This is a genomic window from Parasynechococcus sp. (assembly GCF_042954325.1).
GTDB lineage: Bacteria > Cyanobacteriota > Cyanobacteriia > PCC-6307 > Cyanobiaceae > Parasynechococcus.
In genome coordinates this window covers 39,489-65,113 of the sequence record NZ_JBGKDS010000015.1, presented here as the reverse complement: position 1 = coordinate 65,113, position 25,625 = coordinate 39,489, and the positions used below count along the sequence as shown (strand labels likewise).

The following is a 25,625-nucleotide window of genomic DNA, read 5'->3' as shown; positions in this document are numbered from 1 at the left end:
TTGCTGGGGTCGGATAGCAGGGTCTTTTTGCCATCGCCTGGTGACCATGACTCGTCCTGGTTGTATTCCTCCATTGCTCTTTGGAGGATGTGTTGTATATCAACTTCGTTGTGATGCTGTTCGATGTACGGTTGGAGCTGTGCTGCAGCATAAGGAAACAGAATGTCGCCCACAAAGCTGACTGGGCATGTCGTTCCTTCGATGTCAAGTAGCAGGTTGCTAATCATCGTTTGGATTGGAGCAGGAGTTCATGCCACTGAATGTCGAGAAGGAATTCTGTGATTTCCGTGTGCCGTTTGGCTTCTTTAACTGAGGATCCCCATGTGTAGAGACCATGGCCCTCAACTAATAATGAAAATGGAGCATCCTTGACCATCGGACGGCTCACATTGCTCAGCCGATCGATGTTCTGATCATTGGCCAGGATTGGAATCTCGATGTGTTGGTCATGGCTCGTGATTCCGCGTAGTCCTTTCAACATTTCCAGTCCTTCAAGTCTGATGGCTCCTGATGTCGCGTAATGGCGCGATAGAACTGTCGCTTTCACGGAATGCGTGTGCAAGACAGACCGTGCTTCGGCTGCATCGATCAACATCAGGTGAAGGGCTGTTTCGGCACTTGCTTTCCCTTGCCCAGCGACGACAGCTCCGCTCTGATCGATTTCAATTAAGTCTGCGACCTCGACGGCTCCCTTATCGATTCCACTCGGTGCCATCAGGACGCGCAGTGGGGACACATTCAGCACGACGCTGAAATTACCTCCTGTGCCATCGCACCATCCACGTTGGGCAAATGCGTGGATGGTCTCGACCAGCTCTTGATGTGGGCGATTGTTGGATTGCAAAGACGTTCAGAGCCCCCATTCCTCTATACAGGATTGAGACGTTGCGGTGGCGATGGCTCTGCCTTCGAGTCTGGAGTGGACTGGGGTCTCGCTGAAGCTGCTCGACCAGCGTCGCTTGCCGCACCAGGAACACTTCCTGGATCTCACCTGTTGGCAGGAGGTTGCTGAGGCCATCGTCGCGATGGCTGTGCGCGGTGCTCCAGCGATTGGTGTTGCTGCCGCTTGGGGTGTTGTCTTGGCAGCACGGGATGGTGCCGATCTCGAAGCAGCGTTTTCTGGCCTACGGGCATCGAGACCAACCGCTGTGAATCTCGGTTGGGCTCTGGATCGGATGGCTCAGCTCTTGGCTGACTCCCCTGAGGCCTCCGTGGATCAGTTCATCGCCCTGGCGTCTTGGATTGAAGCTGAGGATCGCCGCCTCAATCAGGCCCTGGTGGATCACGGCGTTGCGTTGCTCTCGCCTGGGACCCGCGCTTTGCACCATTGCCACACCGGTGGAATCGCCACGGCTGGGGTCGGCACGGCGTTGGGTGTGATCGCTTCGGCCCATGCCCGGGGTTTGTTGCGCCATGCCTGGCTCGATGAAACGCGACCGCGGCTTCAGGGTTCGGCCTTGTCCGCTTGGGAGTTAGGTCATCTCGGGGTTCCCTGCACGGTCATTGTTGACGGCGCCAGTGGCCTGCTGATGCGTCGTGGTGAGGTGGACGTGGTGCTGGTGGGCTGTGATCGTGTGGCAGCCAATGGCGATGTGGCCAACAAGATCGGCACGTACAACCTTGCCCTGGCCGCACGGGCCCATGGCATTCCCTTGTATGTCTGCGCCCCTGGAAGCAGCATTGATCGTTGCACTCCCGATGGCGATGCCATCACCATCGAGGAACGTGATCCAGAGGAGATCACGTCCATGCATGGGGAGTCGATTACGGCCTCTGGAGTGCGTGCCTGGAATCCAGCCTTTGACATCACCCCTGCGCATCTGATCAGCGGGATCATCACGGAATTCGGTGTGTTGCGCGCGCCGTACCGATCAGCCTTGGCCGATCTGCCCTTGGCCGATCAGCGCTGACACTGCGGGCACCAGTGGGTGCTGCGTCCGTTGTGTTTCTCCCGTTGAATGCTGTGGCCGCAGACTCGACAGTCCTGGCCCCCGCGTCGATAGACCCAAGCCTGACCTCCGTAGTTCCCGTTAACACCTTCAAGATCCCGGAAATCGCTGAAGGTGGTGCCGCCGGCTCCAATACTGGTCTGGAGCACCTCCACCAGGGAGTGCTGCAGCCGCTGGAGCTGCTCCAGGCTCAGGCTCCCGGAGCGGGTCAGGGGATGAAGTCCGGCTTGAAAGAGGCTTTCGTCGGCATAGATGTTGCCCACGCCGGCGACAAGCGACTGATCCAACAGTGCGGTCTTGATCGTTCGTGCACTGCCGGACAGTTTCGCTTTGAGATAGTCGGCGTTAAATCCCGCCTCAAACGGTTCCGGGCCAAGGCGTGTCAGCCCAGTGATCACACTCTGCGACGGCTGCCCCGGGGGCACCCACCACATTTCACCGAAACTGCGGACATCGACGAAGCGCAGCTCTGCACCGTCGGGGTTCCACAAGCGAACTCGGGTGTGTTTGCAGAGAGGCGCTGGTTGGTCATGCCACTGGAACTGACCGGTCATGCGCAGATGCACGCCCCAGACACCTCGATCGGGCTCGAGGTCAGCCATCAGATATTTGCCGCGTCGCCTCCACGTTCCAACGGTGGCGCCGGTCAATCCGGAACAGAACGATGAAACCCCGCCGGGACTGGCGACGGCGCGCTCCCGACAGACTTCGATTTGGGCGATTTCAAACGAAACGAGACGATCCGCCAAACCTCGGCGGACCGTCTCGACTTCAGGGAGCTCAGGCAAGAATCAGGCGAGCTCGAGCTCGGATTCTGCGAAGTTATTGGTGTTGATGCCGCCTTCAGAACCGGAGAAACCGTTGTAGTTGACCTTCTCGAAGCGGACCACAACGGGGTAACGGATTCCTGAGGTGTCGATCGACGCCACCTTGCCGACTTCGTTGTACCAGTAGGACTCTGGGCGCTTGATGCGCACCATGGCGCCGCGGGTGATCGCCATTGCTAGGCCTTTAAGGATGCACTTGGGAGCGTATCTCCCGACCCGATGCAGGGACACGCTGCGTCACAGAATGTCGTCCCTTGTCGTGTTGCACCCCATTGACTGCTTCCGTTGTGCCTGACCAACCCGTGCTTGAACTGGATCTTCCCGATCCAGAGCAGGACGACATCAGCACGATGGAATTTCTGGCCCGACTGGAGCAGGCCTGGGCGGTGTGTGATCGCTTCGATCTGCAGACGGAGATCTGGCGTGGACGCATTCTCCGAGCGGTTCGTGATCGTGAAAAGCGGGGTGGTGAAGGCCGTGGTGCTGGATTTCTGCAGTGGTTACGTGAGCAGGAAATCAGCAAGACCCGTGCCTATGGCTTGATCCAGTTGGCGGAATCGGCGGATGATCTCGTCGGCGGCGGAATGCTGGAGCAGGAGAGCGTCAATCAGTTCTCGAAACGAGCCTTCATGGAAACCGCCCAGGCGGCGCCGGAAGTGCAGGTGATGATCTCCGAGGCCGCCAACGAGGGCCAGGAGATCACGCGCAAGCAGGTGCGTCGGTTGACCGATGAATTCACGGCAGCCACGAGTCCGCTGTTGCCGGAGGAGATCCGCCAGCGCACCCAGGAAAATCTGCTTCCGTCCAAGGCGGTGGCGCCTCTGGTGCGGGAGCTGGCCAAGTTGCCCGATGAACAACAGGATGATTTCCGCAAGGTGCTTCAGGACGAACCGGAGCTGGATCGGATCAAGGATGTGACCAGCACGGCTCGCTGGATCACCAAGGCAACGGAGGCCGGGATTGCGGTTCGCGCGTTTCAGCAGGGCGAGCTGAACCTGGAGAAGGCGATGCAGGAGGCTCTCCGTCTGGATGCCCTGGGTTTGCTGGCGGATGCCGTCGGTCAGGCGCAGGCCCTGGAAGCATCCGTCCTGAAGCTGCACACCTCCTGGCGTCGGTTGGGGGGCCTCCAGGAACGCCTTTGGGTGGAAAGCGGCAGCAGCACTCCGTACCTGCGTGATGTCCTCACCGCGCTGCAAAGTTTGAGTGGGGTGACCATGCGGGTCTCCCTCGGTGAGTTGGCGGGCGGCAAACGGGTGCGACTGCAGATTGTTGAGGAGTCGCCCGATCAGCTGGATCCCCCCCCGCTGGGATGACCCCAGATCTGGGGTCGTTAGTCTTGACCCACCAGGGATAGTGCTGTTTGGAGACCCTTGAAGCCGCCCTGCAGCAGCATTTCGGTTGGTCAGCCTTCCGCAGCGGTCAGCGGGCCGTCGTGGAAGCGGTGCTGGAGGGCAGGGATGCCTTGGCTGTTCTCCCGACCGGTGGTGGCAAATCCCTCTGTTATCAACTCCCGGCTCTGATCAGAGATGGGTTGGTGGTGGTGATTTCGCCCCTCGTGGCGCTCATGGAAGATCAGGTGCTGCAGTTGCAGCGCCGCGGCATTGCTGCAGCGTGTCTGCATGCGGGGTTGCCCCCGGAGCGGCGGATGCAGGCGCTGGCGAAGCTGCGCGACGAATCCTTGCGGTTGCTCTACCTCGCTCCGGAACGCCTTCAGGGGGAAGCCACCCGACAGATGCTCGAAAGCCATGCGGCTGAGGGGCGACTGGTGGCCCTGGCGGTGGATGAGGCCCACTGCATCAGCGCCTGGGGTCATGATTTTCGTCCGGATTACCGCCGCCTTGGTCAGATCCGCCGGTTGTGCCCTGGGGTCCCGATGCTTGCTCTCAGTGCAACGGCCGCTCCCCGTGTCAGGGCCGACATCATCCGACTGCTGGATCTGCGCAGTCCGATGGTCCAGGTCAGTTCCGCGCGCCGCACCAATCTTCGTTATGTGATGCAGCGACGGCCCAAGGACCCGATGCCCCTGGTGCTGGAGGCCCTGGCCGCATCCCGTGGTGCTGCGCTGATCTATGCCCGTACCCGTCGTTCGGTGGAACAGTGGGCCGAACGGCTCCAGCAACAGGAGATTCCGGCAACGCCCTATCACGCCGGTTTGGATCCGGTGGCCCGCCATCAGGCTCTGACCGACTTCCTCAGCCAGGAGCGTCCGGTTCTGGTGGCCACGGTGGCCTTTGGCATGGGCGTGGATCGTGCGGATGTTGGGCTTGTGCTCCACCTCGACCTCCCTTCCACGCCCGAGGGTTACCTGCAGGAGTCCGGCCGGGCCGGCCGTGATGGCCATCCGGCGGACTGCTTGGTGCTGTTTTCCCCCGGCGACAGGACCAGCCTCGGCTGGGCCATGCAGGCCTCCCTGCGCCGGGGCGGTGATGATGCGGAGCAGCGACGGCTGGATCTGGCCCAGCAGCAGCTCAGACGGATGGAAGCTGTGGCTGAAGGAGGGTTGTGTCGCGAGCAGGCCCTGTTGCTGTCGGTTGGGGAGCTCTCGGCACCTTGTGGACGCTGTGACCGTTGCACCACCCCGGCCAAGCGGAAGAATTGGTCACGCCAGGCGCAGACCCTGCTGAGCCATTTGGTTGAGCAGGACGGCACCGATATGCGTCGCTTGGGCGACTATCTCTCCCTGCATGAACCGGGTCGAAGTGATCGTTGGACCTGGTTGGCCAGGCGCTTGGTCCAGGACGAACTGATCCGGGAGAGCAACGATGGCCTGCAGCGGCTGTACGTCCGGGACAGTGGGCGTCGCTATGTGGACGATCCCTGGCCTCTCGACTACAGCGCCTGAGCTCAGGCCTTGGCCTGACAACGGTCCTTCAGCAGGTCCTTTTCGAAGGAGCTCTTGGGTCCAGACCACTGCTTCCAATTGCCGTCTGCACCGGTGGCGTTGAGTTTTCCTGCGGAGCAGTTCACCGCCAGGTACAACGCTTGCCCCTGGGCATTCAGGGTGGGAGCGACTTCACTGCCCCCCATGGTTTGCCAGTTGGCCCAGTCCACTTGAAGGGGCCCATAGGTGCGCCAGTCGGCTGATTTGGCGATCACCTGTTCGGGCGTTTTGGCCGGTTTCACGCGGACCACCTCAGGTTTGCTGGCCTGAGGCTTTGGCTTCGGTTGTTGGCGGGTCGGGGTGGCGGTGCTGGTGGGTCGTGTTGTGACAGCCACTCTGGTGGTGGTGGTGGTTGGACCGCTGGATGGTTCGGACACCGACACCGACTGCGACTGCAGAGCGGCGCTGGATGACGTGGAAGTGGGCTGACGCAGATACAGCGTTGTTCCCACCTCCACCTTGTTGGGGTCCCCGAGCTGATTGATGTTGATCAGGCTGGCCACGGGAACCTGATAGGCCTTGGCGATTTGGGTCAGGGTCTGTCCCTTGGCCACCGTGTGTTCCGTGGCTCCAGGGATTGGCGTGACAGCCACGGGTTTAAAACCGGGTTGTTTCGGTTGCGTTGCTGTGGTGGGGAGTTTGAGCACCTGACCCACCTCCACATGGTCGGCATTGCCCAGGTTGTTGACGCTGATCAGATCACGGGTGCTGATGCGATAGCGGCTGGCAATGCCGCTGAGGCTGTCCCCTGGGGCCACGCGGTGGCGTCCGCTCCCGGCCTCGGGACCCGGCACGGTCAGACGGCTTCCCGCTTCCAGGTAGTTGCCATTGCGCATGCCGTTCATGCGCATCAACGTGCCGACGCTGATGCCGTAGCGGTCCGCAAGATCACTCAGGGTTTCACCCGGTTTCACCGTGATGGTGGCCGCCTGCAGCGAGAGGGGCATCAGGGATGTGAAAACGAGAGCAGCCAGACCGAACCGGAACATGCGACTCCAGGAATTGCCCGAACCATACGGTGCCTGACGCAGAGTGCCAGGCACCCTCATCCCGCGAGTTGCCGCAGCACATTGAGGTCGATGCCGTAGGGGGGGTAGCGCAGTTTGAAATCGAAGCGGAATGGCCGTTTCAGGACGGACTTGGCATGGCTGAAGGTTTCGAAGCCAGTGCGCCCGTGGTATCCCCCCATCCCACTGGCACCGACGCCGCCGAACGGGAGCTCCGGAACACCGGCCTGCATGACGACATCGTTGAAGCACACACCACCCGAACTCGTGGTGTCGAGTGCCTGCTGTTGATCCCGTTCGGTACCGCCGAACAGATAAAGGGCCAATGGTTTGGGGCCCTGGCGGATCTCAGCCAGGGTGCTGCCGAAATCATTGAGCTCCAGCACAGGCAGCAAGGGGCCGAAGAGCTCTTCGGCCATTAAGGGATCCTCACGGTTCTCGACCTGGATCACGGTGGGGGCGATCCGCTGCTGGTCTGCGTTGATCTCGCCACCGATCAGGATGCGGCCGTCAGTCCGGGCCGTTTCCAGCAGGGCGGCGAGGCGCTCGAACTGGCGCCTGTTGATGATCTTGCCCAGCTGATCTGAGTGGAGTGGATCGTCTCCGTACATGGCGGTGCGGGCTGCCGCCATGGCGTTGAGCAGATCCGTTTTCAGCTGAGGTGCCACCAGCAGATGATCCGGAGCAATGCAGGTCTGTCCGGCATTGATCCCCTTGCCCCAGATCAACCGCCGGGCACTGACCTCTAAATCAGCGCCAGGAAGCACCATGGCCGGACTCTTGCCGCCGAGTTCCAGGGTGACTGGTGTCAGATGTGCTGCGGCGCCTTCGAGAACCTTGCGCCCGATGGCCCCGCCACCGGTGAAAAAGATGTGATCGAACGGCATCGCCACCAGGTCTGCAGCGACTGCGCCATCGCCCTTGATGACCGTCACCACGTCCGGTTCGAAGCATTGACCGATCAAGCGCTCGATCAGGTCGGCGACCGCTGCGGCATGTTCCGACGGTTTCAGCACGACGGTGTTGCCCGCCGCCAGGGCGCTGATCAGGGGCCGCAGGGTGAGTTGGAACGGATAGTTCCAGGGCCCGATCACCAGAACACAACCCAGGGGTTCCGGGATGACTTGAGCCTGTCCCGGGCGAAGCGATAACGGCACGGGAACCTTGCGCGGCCGCATCCAACGGCGAAGGTTGCGTCGGGTGAGTTTCAGCTCCTGTCGCAGAGCAACGACTTCAAAGAACGCTTCGGTGGGCGGCTTGCCTAAGTCGGTTGCCAGTGCATCCAGAACATCATTTTCATGCGTCTCCAGAAGCCCGAGCAAACGCTCTAATTGCTCTTGGCGCCAGGACAGTGGCCGGGTCACACCACGGCCCACGATGTCCTTCATCTGGGAGAGCTGGTGGTTGCTGAAGCTCACAGGGGCTGACGTTCTGGCCAGACGGGTCTAGCAGTGGTGCAGCGGCACCCGAGGGATGAAACCAGCGCTGCCGTGGTGGTCCGGGACCGTCATCTACCAATTGATCGTGCGGAGCTATTCCGACGGGAATGGTGATGGCATCGGTGATTTCAAAGGCCTGGCGGCCCGATTGCCCTACCTGCGCTGGTTGGGGGTGAAGACGCTCTGGCTCACACCCATCTACCCCTCGCCGTTGCGGGATGGGGGATACGACATCACCGACTTCAAGGGCATTCATCCCGACCTTGGAGATCTGGCCTCCTTTCATCGCTTCCTGACCGCGGCCCATGGACAGGGCATGCGGGTGATGCTCGATCTGGTGCTCAACCACACCAGTGATCTTCATCCGTGGTTTCAACGCGCACGCTGGGCCCCACAGGGAAGTCCAGAACGGGATGTGTATGTGTGGAGTGACGACCCCCAGCGCTACAGCGATGCTCCGGTCTTGTTCCGCCATTTCGAAGCATCGAACTGGGAATGGGATCCGGTTGCGGAGCAGTACTACCTGCACCGTTTCCTCAGCCATCAGCCCGATCTCAACTACAACAATCCCTGGGTCCAGGAGACGATGCTGGAGGTCGTGGACTTCTGGCTGGAACGGGGGGTCGATGGCTTTCGCCTGGATGCCGTTCCTTTCCTGTTTGAAGCCGAGGGAACCCGCTGTGAAGGGTTACCAGAAACCCATGCCTTCCTGAAGCGCTTGCGGCAGAGGGTGGATGCCCATGGCCGCGAAGTTCTGCTGCTGGGAGAGGCGATTCAGCCTGTGGAAGAAGCCGCCCCGTATCTGGCGGATGATGAATTGCATGGGGCGTTCAATTTTGTTCTGACGGCCCAGCTGTTTGCGTCGATTGCCAGCGGCAACACCGGTCCCCTGCGGACGTGTCTTGATCAGGCTCAGAAGGCGGTGAAGGGTCCGCGCTGGGCCTTGCCGCTCCGCAACCACGATGAACTGTGGCTGGGTGATGGGCACTTGATTCCCCAGGAGGTTATTCAGACGATTCGGGTTGGTTTGCCGCAGGGGCAGGGGCATTGGTTGAACTGGGGCATCAACCGTCGCTTGGCCCCGTTGTTGAACGGCGACCCACGCTCCAACCGATTGCTCCACGGTTTGCTGTACAGCCTCCCGGGGATGCCATGTCTTTATTACGGCGATGAACTGGGCATGGGCGATTGGCCGGGGTTGCGCGATCGCGATCCGAACCGAACTCCGATGGCCTGGACGCCGGCAAGGAACGGTGGCTTTTCCACGGCCCCTGATCCGCTGCTGGTTCTGCCACCGATTACGGCCCCTGGCTACGACTACCGCGTTGTCAATGTGGAGGTGCAGAAGCAATTGCCCGGTTCCCTGTTGAACTGGCACCGGCGCATGCTCACCTGCCGTCGTCTGCTGCCGGCCCTGCGTCATGGGGATCTGCGGCTGTTGCCGAGCTCCCATCCGGGGGTTCTGGTTTACGTGCGTTTCACCGAGGCGATGACGGTGTTGGTGGCGGCCAATGTGACCGCGGCGGGTGCCTCCCTCGGTCTGGATCTGTCGGAATGGGAGGGCCAGAGGACGCGCGAAGTGATGTGGGGGTGTGAGTTCCCCTTGGCCGGCGAGAACTGGTTCATCAATCTCCCTCCCTATGGCTTCAACTGGTGGTTAATCGGTGAAGTGGAGCCGGAAGCGACGCCGGATGCATGAACAGCGAGCCTTCTGGCGAGGGAGGCCACCGGTTCCAGTCGCTGGAGATCGGCATGGATCGCGAGGCAGCTGAGCCCAGGCTTTCCCGAGAGGGGTATCAGTTCGATGGCTGCGTCGGTTGGACGTTCCTGCTGGGGATGGATCAGCCAGGCATCGAGGATGCGGTCCTTCAGCAGTTGCGTGAGGTGTTGGGTGCGCTGGATGCGGGAGCTGCCGATCAGCCATCCCGGCGGCAGCGCCAAGTTGAGTTTCGAGCCCTCCTGCCGATGGGCCTCAAGTCGGAGTCGCCTCTGATCGCGAAGCCGTGCTGCCTGATGAACCTCACGCTCCAGCTGCAGTAATTCGGTGTCACCGCTGATGCGCCATTCGCCTTGGCTTTTTCCCACCTGGATGGCAAAGACATCAGCGCATCTGCGCTGATGTCGGCTCACGGTTGTTTGGTGCTGGGCGATCGTTTGGGCGACGGACTGCCCTGCCTGGAGCCACATCAGGCAATCCAGGCTGCTCAGCTGTTCGACCGAAACCATGGCTCTGACTGCCCCCGCTGATCCTTGGTGGCGGTGCTGTGTGACGCAATCCCCACTAATGGGGAGATGGTGGTTGTTCAGCGATGTCAGCGCGGCTTGGGCAGCACCAGCGCGGCTCGGGTTCCAGCTCGATTCGGATTGTTGGTGAGTTCGAGTTGGCCGTTATGGCTTTCCATCGCCGACCGAACGATGAACAGCCCCAGGCCGCTGCCTGCTTCTTTGCTGGTGGCAAGCGGCAGATCCGTGCTGATGTTTTCAGCCAGGCCAGGACCGTTGTCGCTAACGACGATCGTCCAATGGTTCGGTTGCTCGATCAGCGTGAGCACAATCTCTGGCTGGTCGATGCTGCTGTGGGAGTGGCTGAGTGCTTCGATTGCATTCTTGAGCAGATTGATCAGGGCGATCTGCAGCTGGATCGCGTCACCGTCGATCCAGGCCGGTGGTCCGTCGCCACCGTCCAGAGGGGCCGGCGCTGTGATCCATGTCCGGGCGACTCGAACATTCGATCGGATGTACATCAGGCTGTTTTGGATGACATCGCGGAGGTCCAGACGGACGTGCTTTCCGGTGGAGCTGCGCAGCATCGCTTTGATCTGATCGGTGATCTGACCAACCCGCTCGGCTTGTTCGTTCAGCACGGCGATCTGCCGCTGCATCTCACGCGGAAGGGCCTGCTGTCCCTCGGAGTTCTGCGGCCTCAGGAGGGACTGTGCAGTCAGTTTGATGATGCTCAACGGCTGATTGACTTCATGGGCAATGGAGGCGGCTTCCAGGCTGACCTTCAATTTGTTGCTCATGAGGGCCAGGGTCTGTTCGTCCTTGGCGTGCTGTTCGCGGTACAGAGTCGTGATCTGCTTTTCTTTCGCGGACAGGTTGTCGGTCAGCTCATTGAATGCCTTCACCATGGCTTGAATGGCGGTGTTGAGCTCCAGGAGTTCCTGTCCGCTGTCCGGGTTGAGCTCGCAGCGATAGCCAAGGTTCAAGGTCTGAGGATCGCCGTGTCGGCGGATCTGTTCTTCGGTGCTCTGGCTGGCCTGCTGTAGGGCCAGCAGCGGCTGAAGAATGCGCTGGATCAGGCGTCTGTTGATCACCAGAGCGCTGGCCAAGGCCGTCAGGCTGATCGCCATGGCAATGCCCAGATTGCGATTGGCTTGGCCGATGGCACGATCGGCGCTGATGGCGGTGAGCAGAACCCAGTTCAGACCGTGTTCTCCGCCCCAAGGGGTTGCCTTCAGCATGAACGCGGATCCGTCCTGATGATGCAGCTGTGGTGCGGTGTTGAAGGACCCTTGTGCCCCTTGCTTGTTGGGCGTGCTCTGCGATGGGCCGATCAGGCGATGGAAGGCCTGAGGCAAAGGCTTGCGGATCTCACTTAATGACCTGCGCTTGGGTTGGCCTGCGCCTTGGGTGACTGGGATGGCGGGATTTGAGCTGGCGATCAAGGTGCCATCAGCTTCAACAATCAGTGCTAAGCCCACTTCATTGCGCCAGGCTTGCTGGAGCCAGGTGCTGAGCTGATTGATCACCATGTCAACCCCAATGACACCCAGGAGTTGTTGATCAGGGTTGTAAATCGGAGTGTTGTATGAGATCGAATGGATCTCTGGTTGATCTTCCCAGGAGTAGACCTTGCTCCATGTCGATGTTCCTGCACGAACGGTATCGACATACCAGGCTTCCTCGTGCGTGGCGCTCATTCCCGGGATGATGGCATCTTTCTGGTGACGTTTGCCGTCCTTGGAGAGGTTGAACACCGTGATTTGTCCGCGTCCAAACCGTTGGCTATCTTCGTTGTGCAGGAGCTGATTGTCTGCTGTTTTTTCTAGGCCGAGAAAGGACCCATCGGTGGCGCCGTAGTTGATGTAGTCGACGGAGAATGAATTGAGTTGTCGCCAGAAGCGAAGCCCCAACTTGTCGAAGTCCTTCAAGAGTGTTGGGTCCGCTTTGATCGCCGCTTGATTCAGCTCATTGAGGTGGATGGGTTCCCTCAGTTTGCTGCTGAGTTTTTCGGTGATGCGGACCACAGGGAGTGTGGTCCGGTGGTTTTCACTGCGCTGCAGTCCACTGTTTCGACCGAGTGAGTAAGTCAGAACTCCCAAGGCGCTGGCGACCAGGATCAGTTGCAGGCCCGTCGAGCGTGAAAGCTGTTGGGCAAGGCTCAGGGGGGCCCGTGGGCTCATGGCTGATGAAGAATCTGTCGGGTGAGGGAGGCCTCGCGGACCAATTCGGCTCCGCTGAGCTTCAATTTCTGAGCAATCGCCTTGCGATGGGATTCGATCGTGGATGTGGCGCTCTCAAGGATTAAGGCGATTTCCTTGGTGCTTTTCCCTTGACCAATCAGCTGGAAGACTTCCTGCTGACGTGGTGTCAGTGTCTGATAGGCCGGTTGAAGAATGTCATGGAGGCACTCCCGTAGAGCCTCAAAAGAATGGCGTTTGTCGATCACACCTCGGATTGCTTTTTTCAGGCTGTTTGGACACAGAAAGGTGTCGGCTGAGCCCGAGAGGATGATGAGCTGGATGTTGGGATTGTGCTGAATCAGTGTTTCGCCAAAGTCGCTGCCATTGCCATCGGGAAGTTGCAGGTCGAGGATGGCAAGGTCCATGGGGTGTTGGCAGAGAAGAGCCCCGGCCGCCTCAACTGTTTCTGCTTTGAAAACCTGCGTGACTTCGGTGAATGAATTCACAATGGTGCTGAGCAGGTCCAGAAGAATGGTCTGGTCTTCAACGATGAGGCAGCGCAAGGGTTTGCTCTCCTTGTTTCACATTAGATCCGATGATTGGTGCGAAGCACGCACACCTCAACAGTTCAGGGTCAAGTTGATTCCCGTCTGGTCTCCAATGGGGAAGCCTGCTTCGTCGAGCAAGGTTTCAACGGCGGGGCTCAGTGCATCGGCTTCCTTTTGATCCACCATCGCCAGGCGGCATCGACGGGCCAGCACGTCTGTGCTGTTGCGGGCGTGCTCGTGCTGGATGGCATGGCGGACTTCCGCTCGGCAGACCGGAATGACAGCGCTGAGGGGCTCCAGCTCAGCGGCAGGCTGCCCCCCGACGATCGCGAGGGCTTCGAGTCCAAAGCTGCTTTGCAGATGGTCGACCTGCGCCGTTCGATGTGGGGTGTCGGGCAGGGCCTCCTGCAGTTGGAGGCGTTGTTCCAGGAGCCCCTGTCGGGTCAATGCAGCAGTTTCAGCACAGCCGAGCAGCGGCATCGCTGTGGGTGGCGGCAGTTGGCATGCCAATTGCTGTTCCACCGCTTGGAGGGTATCGAGGGCCATGGGCCTGCAGGTGGTCCATTTCCCGCCCATAACACTCACCAGGCCACAGGGCAGGGATTCCACGTCGTGTTCCCGCACCACACGGCTGCTGTCGAGGTCGGCTCCGGCGGGTTTCAGCAATGGACGTCCTCCCGCCCATCGACTGGTCACGGTGGGGTTTTGGAGCGTTGGGAACCACGTCTTGATGTACCCCAGCAGGTACTGCTCTTCTGCCTCGGAGGGGCCTGTGGCCTCCTTTACCCCGCAGGATTCATCGGTGGTTCCGATCAGGGTTCGTCCGAAAAACGGGAGCATGAACAGCACCCGTCCATCCGCGGTTGAGGGCACCAACAGCCCGAGGCCGTCGGGACATAACTCTTCGGCAATGACCAGGTGACTGCCGCGGCTGGTCAGCATCCTTGGCTTCGCGCTCGGGTCGGCCATGCCGCGGATGGCATCGGCCTGAATACCGGTGGCATTCACGATGGCGGATGCTGTCCAGCGTTGCCGCTGGCCGCCACTGTCCTCGCTGATCGCGGCGGTGAGCCGTCCCTGGTGATTGCGCTCAAAATCCACCACCCTGCATCGGGTCTTGAGCTGCGCTCCATGCCGTTCGGCACTGAGCGCCAGCAATAGGTTCAGCCGTGCGTCGTCAAATTGCCCATCGCTGTAGGCCACACCGCTTAAGCCAGCCTTCAGTTGTGGCAGGGCCTGGGCCATGGCCTGCCGCGATAACAAACGACTGGATCCGATGCCCTGGCGCCCGGCCAAGGCGTCATACATCCCGAGGCCGAACCGGTAATAGGCCTGGTTCCAAATCGCTTGCGTCGGGAGTGCCAGTTCCAGGCGTCGGGCCAAGAAGGGTGCCTGCTCCAGCCAGTGTCCCCGCTCAAGCAGCGCCTCACGCACCAGCCTGAGCTGGGAGAGGTCCAGTGTTTTAAACGCCAGCTCCAGGTAGCGCACACCGCCGTGCAGCAGTTTTGTGCTGCGGCAGCTCGTGCCTCCGCCGATATCCCCGGCTTCGAGGATGGCAACCGAGAGGCCGCGGCGGATGGCCTCATAGGCGACGCTGGCTCCGCTGGCTCCACAGCCGATCACGAGTAGGTCGACGGTCTGATCACTCATGCCAGTTGAGGCTGCGGGTCACGGCGTCACTCCAGCGTTGACACCAGGTTTGGCGTTGGTCCTGGTCGATGGCGGGTGTGAACAACTGGGCTCCGTCTCGACGGGCGCTGTTGAGGCTCTCCAGGTTTGGAATCACGCCGGCTTGCAGACCCGCGAGGATGGCCACACCACGGGCCGTGCTTTCCAGGCTGGCGGGCCGCCGGACGGTGAGTCCTGTGCTGTCCGCCTGGGCCTGAAGCAGGGGATCCGATGCGGCGGCGCCACCGTCCACCGCCAGCTCGCCGAGACCGTGGCCAAGGGCCGTTTCGGCCAGCGCGACGAGGCTGGCCACGGACAGGGCAATGCCTTCGAGAGCGGCCCTGGCGATGTGGGGCCTACGGCTGTCACGGGTCAGGCCGATCAACAGTCCCCGGGCCTGGGGATCCCAGTGGGGTGTGCCCCAGCCGGTGAACGCTGGCACCAGCATCACGCCTGCGCTGTCGGGAACCTCCATGGCCAAGGCATTGATCTCCTGGGCCTCATCAATGATCTGCAGGCCATCCCGCAGCCACTGAATCACGGTGCCGGCGTTGAACAAACTCCCTTCCAAGCAGTAGGTGGGGCTGCCGGTGGCATCCGTCCAGCCCAGCGTGCTCAGCAACCCCGACGATGACCGCCGAATCTGGTTGCCAGTGTTGATCACCAGGAAGGCGCCGGTGCCATAGGTGCATTTGCTTTCCCCGGGTTGCAGGCAGAGCTGACCGAGGGTGGCGGCCTGCTGATCCCCCAGCAGGGCCTGGATCGGCAGCCCTGCGAAGGGCAGTTCTGGGCTGATCTTCCCAAAGTCTCCACGGCAGGGCAGCAGCTCCGGAAGAGCCTCCGCGGGGAGCCCGGTGTGCTCTCTGAAGGCGTCCACCCAGCAACGCTGCTCCAGGTCCATCAGCAGGGTCCGGCTGGCATTGCTCATGTCGCTGGCATGTCGCTGCCCACCGGTCAGGTTCCAGAGCAGCCAGGATTCCACCGTGCCGAAGCAGAGGTCACCGGCCTGTGCTGCTGCGGCGGCCTCGTCGTAGTGGTCGAGCATCCAGCGGATCTTGCTGGCACTGAAATAGGGGTCGAGCAACAGCCCCGTGCGCTGGCTCCATTCCTCGGCCAGACCTTGCCGCTTCCAGTCCTCACAGATGGCTGCGGTGCGTCCGTCCTGCCAAACCAGTGCCGGTCCGCAGGGCTGCCCTGTGCTTCGTCTCCAGAGGATGGTGGTTTCTCGCTGGTTGGTGATGCCGCAGCTCACCACCGCGTCGCGTTGCTGCGGGCTGATCGCCGCGTCCAGATCGCGCAAGGCTGCGCGTTGACTGCTCCAGATCTCCAGCGGGTTCTGTTCGACCCAGCCATCGGCGGGATAGTCGATCGACAACGGAGCACTGGCGCTGGCCACGGGTTCCCCGTGGGCATTGAACAGGACCGCCCGCGAGCTGCTGGTGCCTTGATCTAATGCCAACAGCAGAGGCTGATCTGTCATGGCCATTCCCTTTGTCTACTGCTAGCGAGAGGATCGTCAGCTGCAAAGGCCATGGGTCAGCCAACGCCGTTTCAGGACCCGCCGGCGTGGGTGGCAGACGCTGTGATTTACCAGATTTTTCCCGATCGATTTCGCCGCAGCGGTCGGGTTCATGAACAACGGCCACTCACGCTTCAGGCCTGGGGGAGTCCGCCGTCGGACCAGGATTTTCAAGGAGGGGATCTGTACGGGGTCATCGAGGCCCTGGATGGGCTGCAGGCGATGGGAATCACCTGTCTGTATCTCACACCGATTTTCAGTTCAGCCGCCAATCACCGCTACCACGCTTACGACTACTTCCAGGTTGACCCTCTGCTGGGGGGGAATGCCGCTCTCGATGCTCTGATCGTCGCGGTGCATCAGCGGGGCATGCGTCTGGTTCTGGATGGCGTGTTCAATCACTGCGGCCGCGGTTTCTGGGCCTTTCACCATTTGGCTGAGAACGGAGCCTCGTCGCCGTATCGGACTTGGTTTCATGTGCACCGCTGGCCGATTCAGCCCTATCCATCGGAAGGCGAGGACTGTGGTTACGCCTGTTGGTGGGCCCTCCCGGACCTACCCAAGTTCAACCATGCCGATCCAGGGGTTCGGCAGCATCTGTTGGCGGTCGGCCGCCACTGGCTGGAGCGCGGAATTGATGGCTGGCGTCTGGATGTGCCGGCAGAGGTTCCTGCGGACTTCTGGGTTGAATTTCGTCAAGTGGTCCGTCAACAGAATCCGGAGGCCTGGATCGTTGGAGAGGTCTGGGGGGATGCCCGGACCTGGCTGCAGGGGGAGCACTTTGATGGTGTGATGAATTACCGGCTCGGCTGGAGCAGCCTCTGCTGGGTGGCGGGGGACCAGTTGCGACAGACCTATCGCAATTCCGAGTACCCGCTGGAGCCCCTCAGCACTGAGGACCTTCTTGATCTCTGGACCACGACGCTCGGTTGGTACCGGCCTGCGGTGAATCGCGCCCAGATGAATCTGCTTGATAGCCACGATGTTCCCCGCGCACTGCATTCCCTCAACGGGGATGTGAGGGCCTTGAAGCTGGCGCTGCTGTTGTTATTTCTGCAGCCGGGTGCTCCCTGTGTGTACTACGGGACGGAGGCTGGCTTGGCGGGTGGTCCGGACGGCAGCATCGCCACAGGACCCGGTCCCAACTCGCGGGAAGCTTTGTCGTGGCAGGACGACTGGCCCATTGACCTGCGGACCTTCATCAGCGAGTTGACGACGCTTCGGCATCGATGGCCTCTGATTAAGGAGGGTGGCCTGGTCTGGAGCAGTGCAGGATCCGATGGTCTGGTGGGTGACGCGCCTGGGCTGCAGGTGGTGATCAATCGGAGCCGGTCGGATGTTCTGGAATCAGTCCATGGCGAAGGCTCTGTGGTTTGGAGCATCGGGTCGCGTTCGGAAAGCGATGCCCTTGGACCTCAATCCGCTCTGGTGCGCACCCACAACGAGCTCAACAACAGGGAGGTCGTCGCGAGCTCTTGACGTCACACCCGGTGCCTGGGTGTGAATGAAGCCCTTGACGAGACTTGAACTCGTGACCTCTCCCTTACCAAGGGAGTGCTCTACCGCTGAGCTACAAGGGCATGTGGAAGGTGGGCCGGGTTGGATTTGAACCAACGTAGGCAGAGCCAGCGGATTTACAGTCCGCCCCCATTAACCACTCGGGCACCGACCCGAACCACACCCCAAGAATTTACCAGGGGACGTGTCCCCTCCAGCGCAATCCATACGATGGGACCAGTTGAAATGGGCTCCAGGTCATGCACCTGCTGCTGCTGAACGGGCCAAATCTGAATCTGCTGGGTCAACGAGAGCCGGGGATCTATGGGCGAGACACCCTGGCCTCCATTGAGGCAGCCTTAACGGCCGAAGCGGGAGACCAGGGAGCCCAGCTCGAGTGTTTCCAGAGCAATTTCGAAGGTGCTCTGGTGGACCGGATTCACCAGGCGATGGGAATCAGCCAAGGCATCCTGATCAATGCCGGTGCCTACACGCATACTTCGATCGCATTGCGCGATGCGTTGGCGGGGGTTGCCATTCCCTATGTGGAGCTGCATCTCAGCAACACCCATGCGCGTGAACCCTTTCGTCACCGCTCCTATTTGGCTGATCGTGCCCTAGGGGTTGTCTGCGGGTTTGGCGCGCAGAGCTACGTTCTTGCTCTTCAAGGCTTGATTCACCACCTTCGTCAGCAGGAATGACAGCGCTGCTTCCCGATAAGACCGTGGCTTCAATCCGGTGGCTTGCCGCTCCAACCAGCTGGAGTTGGCTTGAGCAAGCCAACTCCAACCTGATCAACCTGCTGATTGACCATGCTCACTGTGAGCGCAAGGCCGCAGGTTCGGCTGTTCAGATGATGTTCCGGTATCTCTGTGAGCCGGGATTGGCTGAGGTTCTTAGTCCAATCGCGCAGGAAGAGCTCGAACATTTCGATCAAGTCCTTGCTTTGGTTAAAAAGCGTGGACGTTATTTAGAGCCTCTTCAATCACCTGAGTATGGAGCCAAGCTGGCTAAATCGATCCGTAAAGGCGAGCCAAATCGAATGCTGGATTCATTTCTCGTCGCCGGGTTGATTGAAGCGCGGTCCCATGAACGGATGGCTTTACTTGCCGAACATTGTGAAGATCAAGAGTTGCGATGTCTTTATTCTTCTTTGCTGACGAGTGAAGCTCGACATTTTGGTCAGTACTGGCTGTTGTGTGAACAGCGTTGGGATCGTGCTTTGGTTACGGCACGATTAGAAGAACTTGCCATCATTGAAGTCGAAGCATTAACGGGATCTCTCCAGAATCCAAGTGATGTGCGGATGCATTCTGTAGGCGTTGAGCCAATCAGCTGACATCCTTTTGGGCTGGGCTTAGCATGGGTTAGTCGTATTAATCCTAGGTGATACATCTCGATCCTGATTTTCGTTCCTTAAGCCTGCAGCAGCGAGAGACTGTTCTTCACTCTCTTTATGCCGTTGCTGAGCATGGCAAGGCTGAACGCAGTTCAGGAGTCATGCAGCGTGATTTGATTCATGCGATTGGTTCAAGTCTTTTGGCTGTGCAATCGCAACCTGATCCTGGTGCAGACTCATTGGATGCATTGCAGGCTGCAGTTAAAGACTTGCCTGAAACAGTCCGACATCGACTGTTTCATTTGTTTGTTTTGTCTGAGGTGATTTTAGATCCACTGCCTGCTGAAGCGACAAAGGCTTTGAAAGATGTTGCTGAATTGATGGGTATTAAGGACGACTTTATTGATGTTGTACGTGACTATGGACAGGGTGCCTATGCGATTGCCGCTTCTGATTTGCATCGTAAGGGCTACCTGGGGACTCCTCATTTGATTGAGAAAGGGTCACACATGATGCGAGTCCATAAAACGCTGACCGATCCATTTGAACAAGATGAAGAAGACCCTGACCTGTTGAAGCAATGGCTTGATCTGGAAGCTTGCTCAGAAGGGAGCCTTGGTCGAACCATTTGGGAATACTATTTAGGCCGCGGCTTTACTTTCACAGGGCAACAGGGCAGTGTGAATCCATCGATTGCTCAGCACGATTGGATTCATGTTCTTGCTGATTATGCAACGACCATTGAGGGTGAGTTAGAGGTCTTTTCTTTCATTGGTTCCGCTATTCCTGATCTCAAAGGATTTTCTTTTCTTGTTGCGATTATTGGATTATTCGAGACCGCTCGTTTGGAGTCGTGGGGCGGCGGTGTGCTGAATGCAGATCGTGGACATTTGGAAATCCCTGGCATGCCAGAACGGGTTGCTGACGCTATTCGACGTGGTCGGATCTGTAATTTAGACGTTATGTATGGAATTGACTATTTTGATTATAAGGATATGCCGATTGATGAAGTTCGTAAAACCCTTGGAATTGTCCCTAAGTCAAGTGATCTCGATTCTCCAGGGGTATGGCATCCCGATGGGATCACGAGTTATCAAAGGGAGCATGGAGACTCCAAATATCAGCCGCCTTTATCGAATTAGCCTGAAAAGGTGCTATCGATCTTGTGAATTGCTGGGTCTGAGTGCCCGTGCTCGAGCAATTAGATGTGTCAGGATATGACCATGGCTTGGCTTAGTCATGGTTGGTAAGACTAATATAAATCGATTTCTCTTCCTCTAATGAATTTATTTAAAGTCTCGCTCTTTGCGCCAGTAGCGTCCGCAGCCCTGCTGCTTTCAGGGCTGACCCCTGCGTCTGCTGAGACTCATTCCGGTATTGAGGATTCGCAGGCCTCGATCACTGAAGTCAATCAATATGCATCGTCCTCGGACGACCAAATCACCTCGGTCACAGCATTTGGGGACGTTTACCCCACAGATTGGGCCTATCAAGCCCTGAAAAATCTTGTTGAGTCATACGGCTGCGTCGCAGGATATCCAGATGGAACTTTTAAGGGCAATAGAGCAATAACTCGATACGAAGCTGCCGCACTGTTGAATGCATGCCTGGACAATGTCACAGCAATTACCGATGAGATACGAGCATTGATGCGAGAATTTGAAGTTGAATTGGCAGTCCTGAGAGGACGTGTAGACGGATTAGAAGCCAGAATTGGTGAATTAGAAGCAATGTCGTTTAGTACGACGACCAAATTCAATATGTTTGCTGCATTTACAGTGAACTCAATTGATTACAGCGGTAGTTCGGCCGCAAAAGACTATAAAACAAGATATGGCGGCACAACAATGAACTATTCATTGTTGCCGATTTTGAGAACCAGCTTCAGCGGTAAGGACATGCTGGAAGTCTGGATGCAAGCCAGTAATATCGGCGATGGTGAACCTGCTTATACCGGTGGTGCTGATAACCCAACCTGTGCTGCCGGATATGGTGGCACAGCATCTGCTTATTGTATTCCTGGCCCAAAAGACAATACGCTTAGTATTTATCGGATCTTTTACAAGTTCCCCATTGGTGATGATTTTACGGTGACTGTTTCTCCGTTGATGGATACCTTTGATTATTTAACTGTTGGCTCTGCTGCATTGTCGCCAAAAGCAGGTAAGTGGGTTGGTTTGAAAAACCTGTATACCGATGCCATCACCATGACAAATGTCCCTGGTGTGTATCCCTATGTTGTCGGTGGTGGTGCGGCAATTAAATATTCTAAAAATGGCTGGTCCGTCGATGCCGGTTACAACTCCAAATCAAGCAATTCTTCTGACCCCGAATTTGGTCTCTTTGGTGAGAATGCTGCAAACAAATATGCCGTCCAGGTGTCTTATACCAGTGAGAGAGCAGGTGTCCAGGCAGCATGGACACGTACCAAGTTCAACGAAATGCAAATGGCTTCGACCCATTACTACAACATGGGTACGCCATTAACGAACAATCCGTTTACGAATAATAGCTTTGATGGAACCTCTGAGATGGTTCTCAACACGGCTGGATTGGCGGGCTATTGGTACATCACTGAGGACTTCTCCTTGAGTGGTGGCATGTATCTCGGTTTCTATGAATCGACAGTCGATACAATGTATGCCGTTGATGGCGATCAAGCTGAGTCCAAAGCTTGGATGACAACCCTGCAGTGGGAACGGTTCCTTTCGGAGGATACCACCATTGCATTTTCATTCGGTCAGCCCAACTCTGTTTACTCCAATGACAGCAATCTTGGATCTGACCCCGAGCGCCCTTGGTTCGCTGTTGGTTCTTTGACCTGGCAAGTCAATAACAACATGACAGTGACACCCATGCTCTATTGGATGAAGGGTTTAGGTGGCAAACATGATCCCGATGGTTCTGCTTTGGGAGCAACTGTCATGACCAGCATCTATTTCTGATCACGACGCGTACTGATGATCAGCCGGGCACATACCATGCCCGGCTTTTTTATGTGTTCGTGATGTCTAGATGTCAGGTGAAGGTGGTTGAACTCCTTTGAACGCTGCAATAATAGGTGCCGTATCACAGTAAGACTTCCAGCGTGTGATTTTCCCGTGTTGGATGGTCATCCAAGAGGCGAAAATAATCTCAAATGTGATGTCTGTTGAGATTATTCTTGCTTTATCTCTGACTAAGCCAACGGCTGTATTTCCTTCGCAAACCAAGCCAGCACTCTTGAATTCGAGGACCTCACACACTCCATCGCGTTTCGAGAATTGCTGTTGAACTTGTTCAAGACCAATAGCAGTCCCAATCCAGGGAATAATGTCGCTGCCTTGTTGGATTGGTGGAACATTGATCCAGACAATGTCTGGATCAAGTAGGCTCATCGCCTTGGCATAGTCTGCTTGATCTAAAGCGTCAAACCAGGCTTCGGCAATCCGTCGTGTTTCAGTCATCTTGAAATGGTGAGAATGTTGTAAATTTACAGCCAATTGATCTTAACTCTGGCCGCTGCCATTGATGCGATGTTTGATCTTTTGAGTTAGGGGGTGAGTTGTGCCAAAAACCTGGCATGCGACGTCATATTCATTTTTACCGTCATGGGCAATATGCCCCAATGTGCAGAGTGGGTGCTCCAAGAGGATCTGTGCACACTCTTCGAAGCCATGCCATAAAGCATCAATTAAAGGTGTATATCCATTGATTTGCCCTTGAACATTGACGACAGCTTCTGTGATCTTGGGTGACTTAAGGATTTCCTTGAGAACATCTGCTCGACCATTATAAGTCGCTTTGTGAAGAGGATAGCCTTTAAATACCCAGTCGAAGACATCAACTTCTGCGCCCGCCTCGACTAAAAGTCGAACAATGTCGAGATGGTTGTCTCGTGCTGCAATGATCAGAGGGTTATGTCCATCACTAAAGGTGTTGACATGGGGATAAACAGATTCGATATCCTCTTGCTTCTCAATCAGTGCATGTACGCAATCTGAGTCGCCCTTCTGAGTTGCAGCCATAACTGTTTGCGACTTGATTCTCTTTTGACAGTTCTCTTGATAGCTTTCAAGGGCTGCCCTTATCTCTGCCATAATCTTTTTGCCAGTATCTGTTGACTGCACATTTGTTTCGTAGTCAAGATGATCCCAGAGAGAAAAGCCGTAGTGCGTGGTTGTATTGAGGTTTGGCTCGCATTGAACCAGATGTTTCACTACATCCGGTGCTAAATACCAAAGTGCATCCATAATGGGTGTATGCCCCATCGTGGGAGTTACAGCATCGATGAAGGCTCCTGCATCCGTCAAGATCTTGACAATGGTTGAATTTTGACCTTGGCAAGCTTTATGCAAGGCCGTAGCTCCTGTTTTACTATCCGCTGTATAAATGTCGGCCCCATGATCAACAAGGTATTGAACGGTCTCCACTTGTGCACGGCAAGCGGCCATCATTAAGGCCGTCAAACCTGTCTTTGCATCACGTACATTCACATCAAGACCTGATTCAACAAGCGACTTGATAGCAGCCAAATTATTGTTTTCAATCTCATTGATAATTTGTTGAGATTGTATGCTGCGTCGACGGGCTAATAATGGACTCCAGTCGACATAGCCCTTGATGGATTGAACAAAGCCAGCGCTGATCTGGACGACCAACAACTCATCGAGCGTAACGCTTTGGTTGGTTTCACGACAGATTGCGGATGTTTTGATTTCCGCCGTTAGTCGATCACCATCAAAGACACTATTTTTGATGTCATAAGCTCTGATATCAATTAACTCACTTTTTTTATTGAGGCATCTGCCAATGGCTTCAACCCCTTGGTGGCGACCCACAAAAGCTAAGGTGGCGTTGGACGTATTTTGGGGATACTCCAGAATACTTTGCTCAGACAAAAAAACTGCCAGCTGTTGGCAGTCCCCTTGGGCCAGTGCTTCAAGAATGGGCTGAACTGTCGTGATCTCTGGATTGTTGGAATCTCGCATGGCATCCGAAGCAAGTGTGTTGAGACGGTCTTGTTAATCATTGAGTGGACCAACAATCCATTCCGAGCGCACGGCAAGGCTGACAACTCCCCACCATTCGCTGAGACCTTCCAGCTCGGGGTTGAGAAGTTCCTGAAACTGCGTTGAGGTCACCATGGCCTTGAGCTCAAGGAGGCTTTTTGTACTGAAATGAGTGACTGCATCAAAGGGGGGCCGCCACATTGCATTGTCATAAAAACGCTCTCGAGTCAGGCAATGTAAAACACTTGTTAGCTGTGGAATTTTGGCATCTTTAATTCTTCTCGCATGATCTTTGGTGTAACGAGATCTAAATGTTTCTAGGTCCAGATCTCTACTTTTCTTGTGAAAAAGCAAAATCTTATAGTCTGGAAAATCTTGATCGCTGATATCGTCACCAAATGTTCTCTCTGGGTCCGTGTCAATGACGAGTGTTTGCCACGATGCGGCCCAATTGGGCTCGTCTCGAAGTGCTCCATCCAGGTATTCGGATGTCTTGAGTGAATCAGCTTGTGTTTGTTCATTTTCCAGCCAAACCTCAGCAATTCCAGAGTAATGAATCTCTTTCTCTTGACCAGGAATATTCATTCGTGAGCCGATTTTGTATTGCGCGACTTGTGGTATCTTGCGGGCATATTTTAAGGCGTGTTGATATCTCCAGTAATCCTGAAACTCTTCTTCTGTTAAGCCTGGTCTGGGGGAAGCAAGGATGTGTTGGTGAATCATGGATTTATTGTGGATGTAGCAATTTTTTGTTCATAGCATGCCATTGAATGATTTCATGATGTTGTGCTTTTGCTCTGCATCGAGTGAATTGCAAAGCAGCATGGATTTTATCTTTGAGAAGAATGCTCGTTGACTCCGCCAGGTTGGGAAAAATCTCTGGAGGATTCATAATATGGACAGACTTTGAGTTGATTTTTTGATTTGTTAAGTGGTGGATTTATTTCTTGCTGTCTTTATCAGATGTATGTGCTGATAAAAACATGCATTCGCTCGCGTGATTGCCAAACACTTTTCTGCAGGAGCATTTGGCAAGGCCATTGAACTTAAAATGAGTCGGTGCCCGTTTTAGAGCTTGATCCAAACATTCATGGCCCAACGCCTCGACGAGCTATCGTTTCCCCAACGGGCCCATTTCACGTCAGCCAAGTCATCCTCATGAACAAACGGTAGCGTGTTAGCCCGAGCCTCCAATGTATCCACTGTAAAGTTGATTCCATACGATTTAGCGATATCAATAACTTCCTGTTGGCTCTGGACGGCTTTGATTTTTTCTTGTAGCTCGTTATCAGATGCCAGCTTTTTCAAAAAAGTGGCTAGATTTTGCTGATTCTCAGATCGTCCCTCATCCCACGTCCAGACCTCGCCATAGGCTGTCGATGTTGAGGGCAGGTCGACGGTGTCGGGACCTTGAGAAGATTTGCTCATTGCGAAGCCAGTGTGATCTCTTCCTTACATGCTATCCACGGCAATCAATATGAACAACCATATCATTGAGTGCTGACTTGTTTTGTTTTGTCTAGTTAACCCACATTTGCCTGATCGGCAGTTGTC

At 56.8% G+C, this 25,625-nt stretch carries 23 protein-coding genes, 2 tRNA genes and 1 pseudogene; 9 read left to right on the top strand and 17 right to left on the bottom strand.

The annotated features are described in order from the left end of the window. Both ACGVKB_RS02340 and mtnB read right to left on the bottom strand, forming a co-directional pair. Positions 1-227: pseudogene (locus tag ACGVKB_RS02340) on the bottom strand (acireductone synthase); the annotation flags it as partial. Continuing rightward, the gene (mtnB, locus tag ACGVKB_RS02335; RefSeq protein WP_392349657.1) at positions 224-844 is read right to left on the bottom strand and encodes a methylthioribulose 1-phosphate dehydratase; all 621 of its coding nucleotides are present in this window, start codon (positions 842-844) and stop codon (positions 224-226) included. The pseudogene ACGVKB_RS02340 and the gene mtnB, both read right to left, overlap by 4 nt. 52 nt (positions 845-896) lie before the next feature. Here mtnB and mtnA point away from each other — a divergent pair, with 52 nt between their 5' ends. After that, on the top strand, positions 897-1,910 hold the full coding sequence (gene mtnA, locus ACGVKB_RS02330) for an S-methyl-5-thioribose-1-phosphate isomerase (RefSeq protein WP_392349663.1): 1,014 nt from the start codon (positions 897-899) through the stop codon (positions 1,908-1,910). Here mtnA and ACGVKB_RS02325 read toward each other — a convergent pair. Then, positions 1,901-2,737: a DNA-formamidopyrimidine glycosylase gene (locus ACGVKB_RS02325; RefSeq protein WP_392349656.1), complete on the bottom strand. Its 837-nt coding sequence runs from the start codon at positions 2,735-2,737 to the stop codon at positions 1,901-1,903. The two genes, mtnA and ACGVKB_RS02325, sit on opposite strands and share 10 nt — an antisense overlap. 3 nt (positions 2,738-2,740) lie before the next feature. Then, entirely contained in the window at positions 2,741-2,950 is a 210-nt protein-coding gene (locus tag ACGVKB_RS02320; protein ID WP_392349655.1) for a photosystem I reaction center subunit IV, read from the bottom strand. A 98-nt stretch (positions 2,951-3,048) separates the two neighbouring features. On the opposite strand from ACGVKB_RS02320, the gene ACGVKB_RS02315 reads away from it, so the two are divergent. Then, positions 3,049-4,089: a hypothetical protein gene (locus ACGVKB_RS02315; RefSeq protein WP_392349654.1), complete on the top strand. Its 1,041-nt coding sequence runs from the start codon at positions 3,049-3,051 to the stop codon at positions 4,087-4,089. Between the two features lie 68 nt (positions 4,090-4,157). Further along, positions 4,158-5,618: a RecQ family ATP-dependent DNA helicase gene (locus ACGVKB_RS02310; protein ID WP_392349662.1), complete on the top strand. Its 1,461-nt coding sequence runs from the start codon at positions 4,158-4,160 to the stop codon at positions 5,616-5,618. Positions 5,619-5,620: 2 nt separating this feature from the next. Here ACGVKB_RS02310 and ACGVKB_RS02305 read toward each other — a convergent pair whose 3' ends face one another. Then, the gene (locus tag ACGVKB_RS02305; RefSeq protein WP_392349653.1) at positions 5,621-6,646 is read right to left on the bottom strand and encodes a LysM peptidoglycan-binding domain-containing protein; all 1,026 of its coding nucleotides are present in this window, start codon (positions 6,644-6,646) and stop codon (positions 5,621-5,623) included. Between the two features lie 56 nt (positions 6,647-6,702). Then, positions 6,703-8,052: an aldehyde dehydrogenase family protein gene (locus tag ACGVKB_RS02300; protein ID WP_392349661.1), complete on the bottom strand. Its 1,350-nt coding sequence runs from the start codon at positions 8,050-8,052 to the stop codon at positions 6,703-6,705. 85 nt (positions 8,053-8,137) lie between these two features. Here ACGVKB_RS02300 and ACGVKB_RS02295 point away from each other — a divergent pair, with 85 nt between their 5' ends. Then, positions 8,138-9,802, top strand: coding sequence for an alpha-amylase family protein (locus ACGVKB_RS02295; protein WP_392349652.1), 1,665 nt, complete (start codon positions 8,138-8,140; stop codon positions 9,800-9,802). Here the strand turns inward: ACGVKB_RS02295 and ACGVKB_RS02290 are convergent. The 5 genes from ACGVKB_RS02290 to glpK all read right to left on the bottom strand — a co-directional run bounded on the left by ACGVKB_RS02290 (position 9,742) and on the right by glpK (position 16,205). Next, positions 9,742-10,329 carry a hypothetical protein gene (locus ACGVKB_RS02290; protein WP_392349651.1) on the bottom strand — a complete coding sequence of 196 codons (588 nt, stop codon included), beginning with the start codon at positions 10,327-10,329 and terminating at the stop codon, positions 9,742-9,744. The genes ACGVKB_RS02295 and ACGVKB_RS02290 overlap by 61 nt on opposite strands. Positions 10,330-10,415: 86 nt before the next feature. After that, complete coding sequence (locus ACGVKB_RS02285; protein ID WP_392349650.1) at positions 10,416-12,509, bottom strand: ATP-binding protein; 2,094 nt, start codon at positions 12,507-12,509, stop codon at positions 10,416-10,418. Continuing rightward, positions 12,506-13,072, bottom strand: a complete 567-nt coding sequence (locus ACGVKB_RS02280; RefSeq protein ID WP_392349648.1) for a response regulator — start codon at positions 13,070-13,072, stop codon at positions 12,506-12,508. Before ACGVKB_RS02280 ends, ACGVKB_RS02285 begins: the two co-directional genes overlap by 4 nt. A 57-nt stretch (positions 13,073-13,129) precedes the next feature. Further along, positions 13,130-14,707 (bottom strand): FAD-dependent oxidoreductase, encoded by a 1,578-nt coding sequence (locus ACGVKB_RS02275; protein WP_392349647.1) that lies wholly within the window; start codon positions 14,705-14,707, stop codon positions 13,130-13,132. Then, complete coding sequence (glpK, locus tag ACGVKB_RS02270) at positions 14,700-16,205, bottom strand: glycerol kinase GlpK (RefSeq protein ID WP_392349646.1); 1,506 nt, start codon at positions 16,203-16,205, stop codon at positions 14,700-14,702. The genes ACGVKB_RS02275 and glpK overlap by 8 nt, the downstream gene beginning before the upstream one ends. 51 nt (positions 16,206-16,256) lie before the next feature. Between glpK and ACGVKB_RS02265 the strand changes: the two genes are divergently transcribed. Further along, positions 16,257-17,723: a glycoside hydrolase family 13 protein gene (locus ACGVKB_RS02265; protein WP_392349645.1), complete on the top strand. Its 1,467-nt coding sequence runs from the start codon at positions 16,257-16,259 to the stop codon at positions 17,721-17,723. Between the two features lie 29 nt (positions 17,724-17,752). Here ACGVKB_RS02265 and ACGVKB_RS02260 read toward each other — a convergent pair. Together ACGVKB_RS02260 and ACGVKB_RS02255 are read right to left on the bottom strand one after the other, a co-directional pair. Next, positions 17,753-17,824 (bottom strand) — tRNA-Thr (locus ACGVKB_RS02260). Positions 17,825-17,834: 10 nt separating this feature from the next. After that, positions 17,835-17,916 (bottom strand) — tRNA-Tyr (locus ACGVKB_RS02255). 85 nt (positions 17,917-18,001) lie between these two features. Between ACGVKB_RS02255 and aroQ the strand changes: the two genes are divergently transcribed. From aroQ to ACGVKB_RS02235, 4 genes are all read left to right on the top strand, one after another. Next, positions 18,002-18,442 carry a type II 3-dehydroquinate dehydratase gene (gene aroQ, locus ACGVKB_RS02250; RefSeq protein ID WP_392349644.1) on the top strand — a complete coding sequence of 147 codons (441 nt, stop codon included), beginning with the start codon at positions 18,002-18,004 and terminating at the stop codon, positions 18,440-18,442. After that, positions 18,439-19,080, top strand: a complete 642-nt coding sequence (locus ACGVKB_RS02245) for a tRNA-(ms[2]io[6]A)-hydroxylase (RefSeq protein WP_392349643.1) — start codon at positions 18,439-18,441, stop codon at positions 19,078-19,080. The genes aroQ and ACGVKB_RS02245 overlap by 4 nt, the downstream gene beginning before the upstream one ends. Positions 19,081-19,127: 47 nt before the next feature. After that, on the top strand, positions 19,128-20,222 hold the full coding sequence (locus ACGVKB_RS02240; protein ID WP_392349642.1) for a hypothetical protein: 1,095 nt from the start codon (positions 19,128-19,130) through the stop codon (positions 20,220-20,222). Positions 20,223-20,360: 138 nt separating this feature from the next. Then, positions 20,361-22,025, top strand: a complete 1,665-nt coding sequence (locus ACGVKB_RS02235; RefSeq protein ID WP_392349641.1) for an iron uptake porin — start codon at positions 20,361-20,363, stop codon at positions 22,023-22,025. Positions 22,026-22,091: 66 nt separating this feature from the next. On the opposite strand, the gene ACGVKB_RS02230 is transcribed toward ACGVKB_RS02235, so the two are convergent. The 4 genes from ACGVKB_RS02230 to ACGVKB_RS02215 all read right to left on the bottom strand — a co-directional run bounded on the left by ACGVKB_RS02230 (position 22,092) and on the right by ACGVKB_RS02215 (position 25,499). Next, positions 22,092-22,526 carry a nuclear transport factor 2 family protein gene (locus ACGVKB_RS02230; RefSeq protein ID WP_392349640.1) on the bottom strand — a complete coding sequence of 145 codons (435 nt, stop codon included), beginning with the start codon at positions 22,524-22,526 and terminating at the stop codon, positions 22,092-22,094. Positions 22,527-22,568: 42 nt separating this feature from the next. Next, complete coding sequence (locus tag ACGVKB_RS02225) at positions 22,569-24,050, bottom strand: ankyrin repeat domain-containing protein (protein ID WP_392349639.1); 1,482 nt, start codon at positions 24,048-24,050, stop codon at positions 22,569-22,571. A 33-nt stretch (positions 24,051-24,083) separates the two neighbouring features. Beyond that, positions 24,084-24,794, bottom strand: coding sequence for an EthD domain-containing protein (locus ACGVKB_RS02220; RefSeq protein ID WP_392349638.1), 711 nt, complete (start codon positions 24,792-24,794; stop codon positions 24,084-24,086). Between the two features lie 345 nt (positions 24,795-25,139). Next, entirely contained in the window at positions 25,140-25,499 is a 360-nt protein-coding gene (locus tag ACGVKB_RS02215; protein ID WP_392349637.1) for a Nif11-like leader peptide family natural product precursor, read from the bottom strand. Positions 25,500-25,625: the final 126 nt, after the last annotated feature.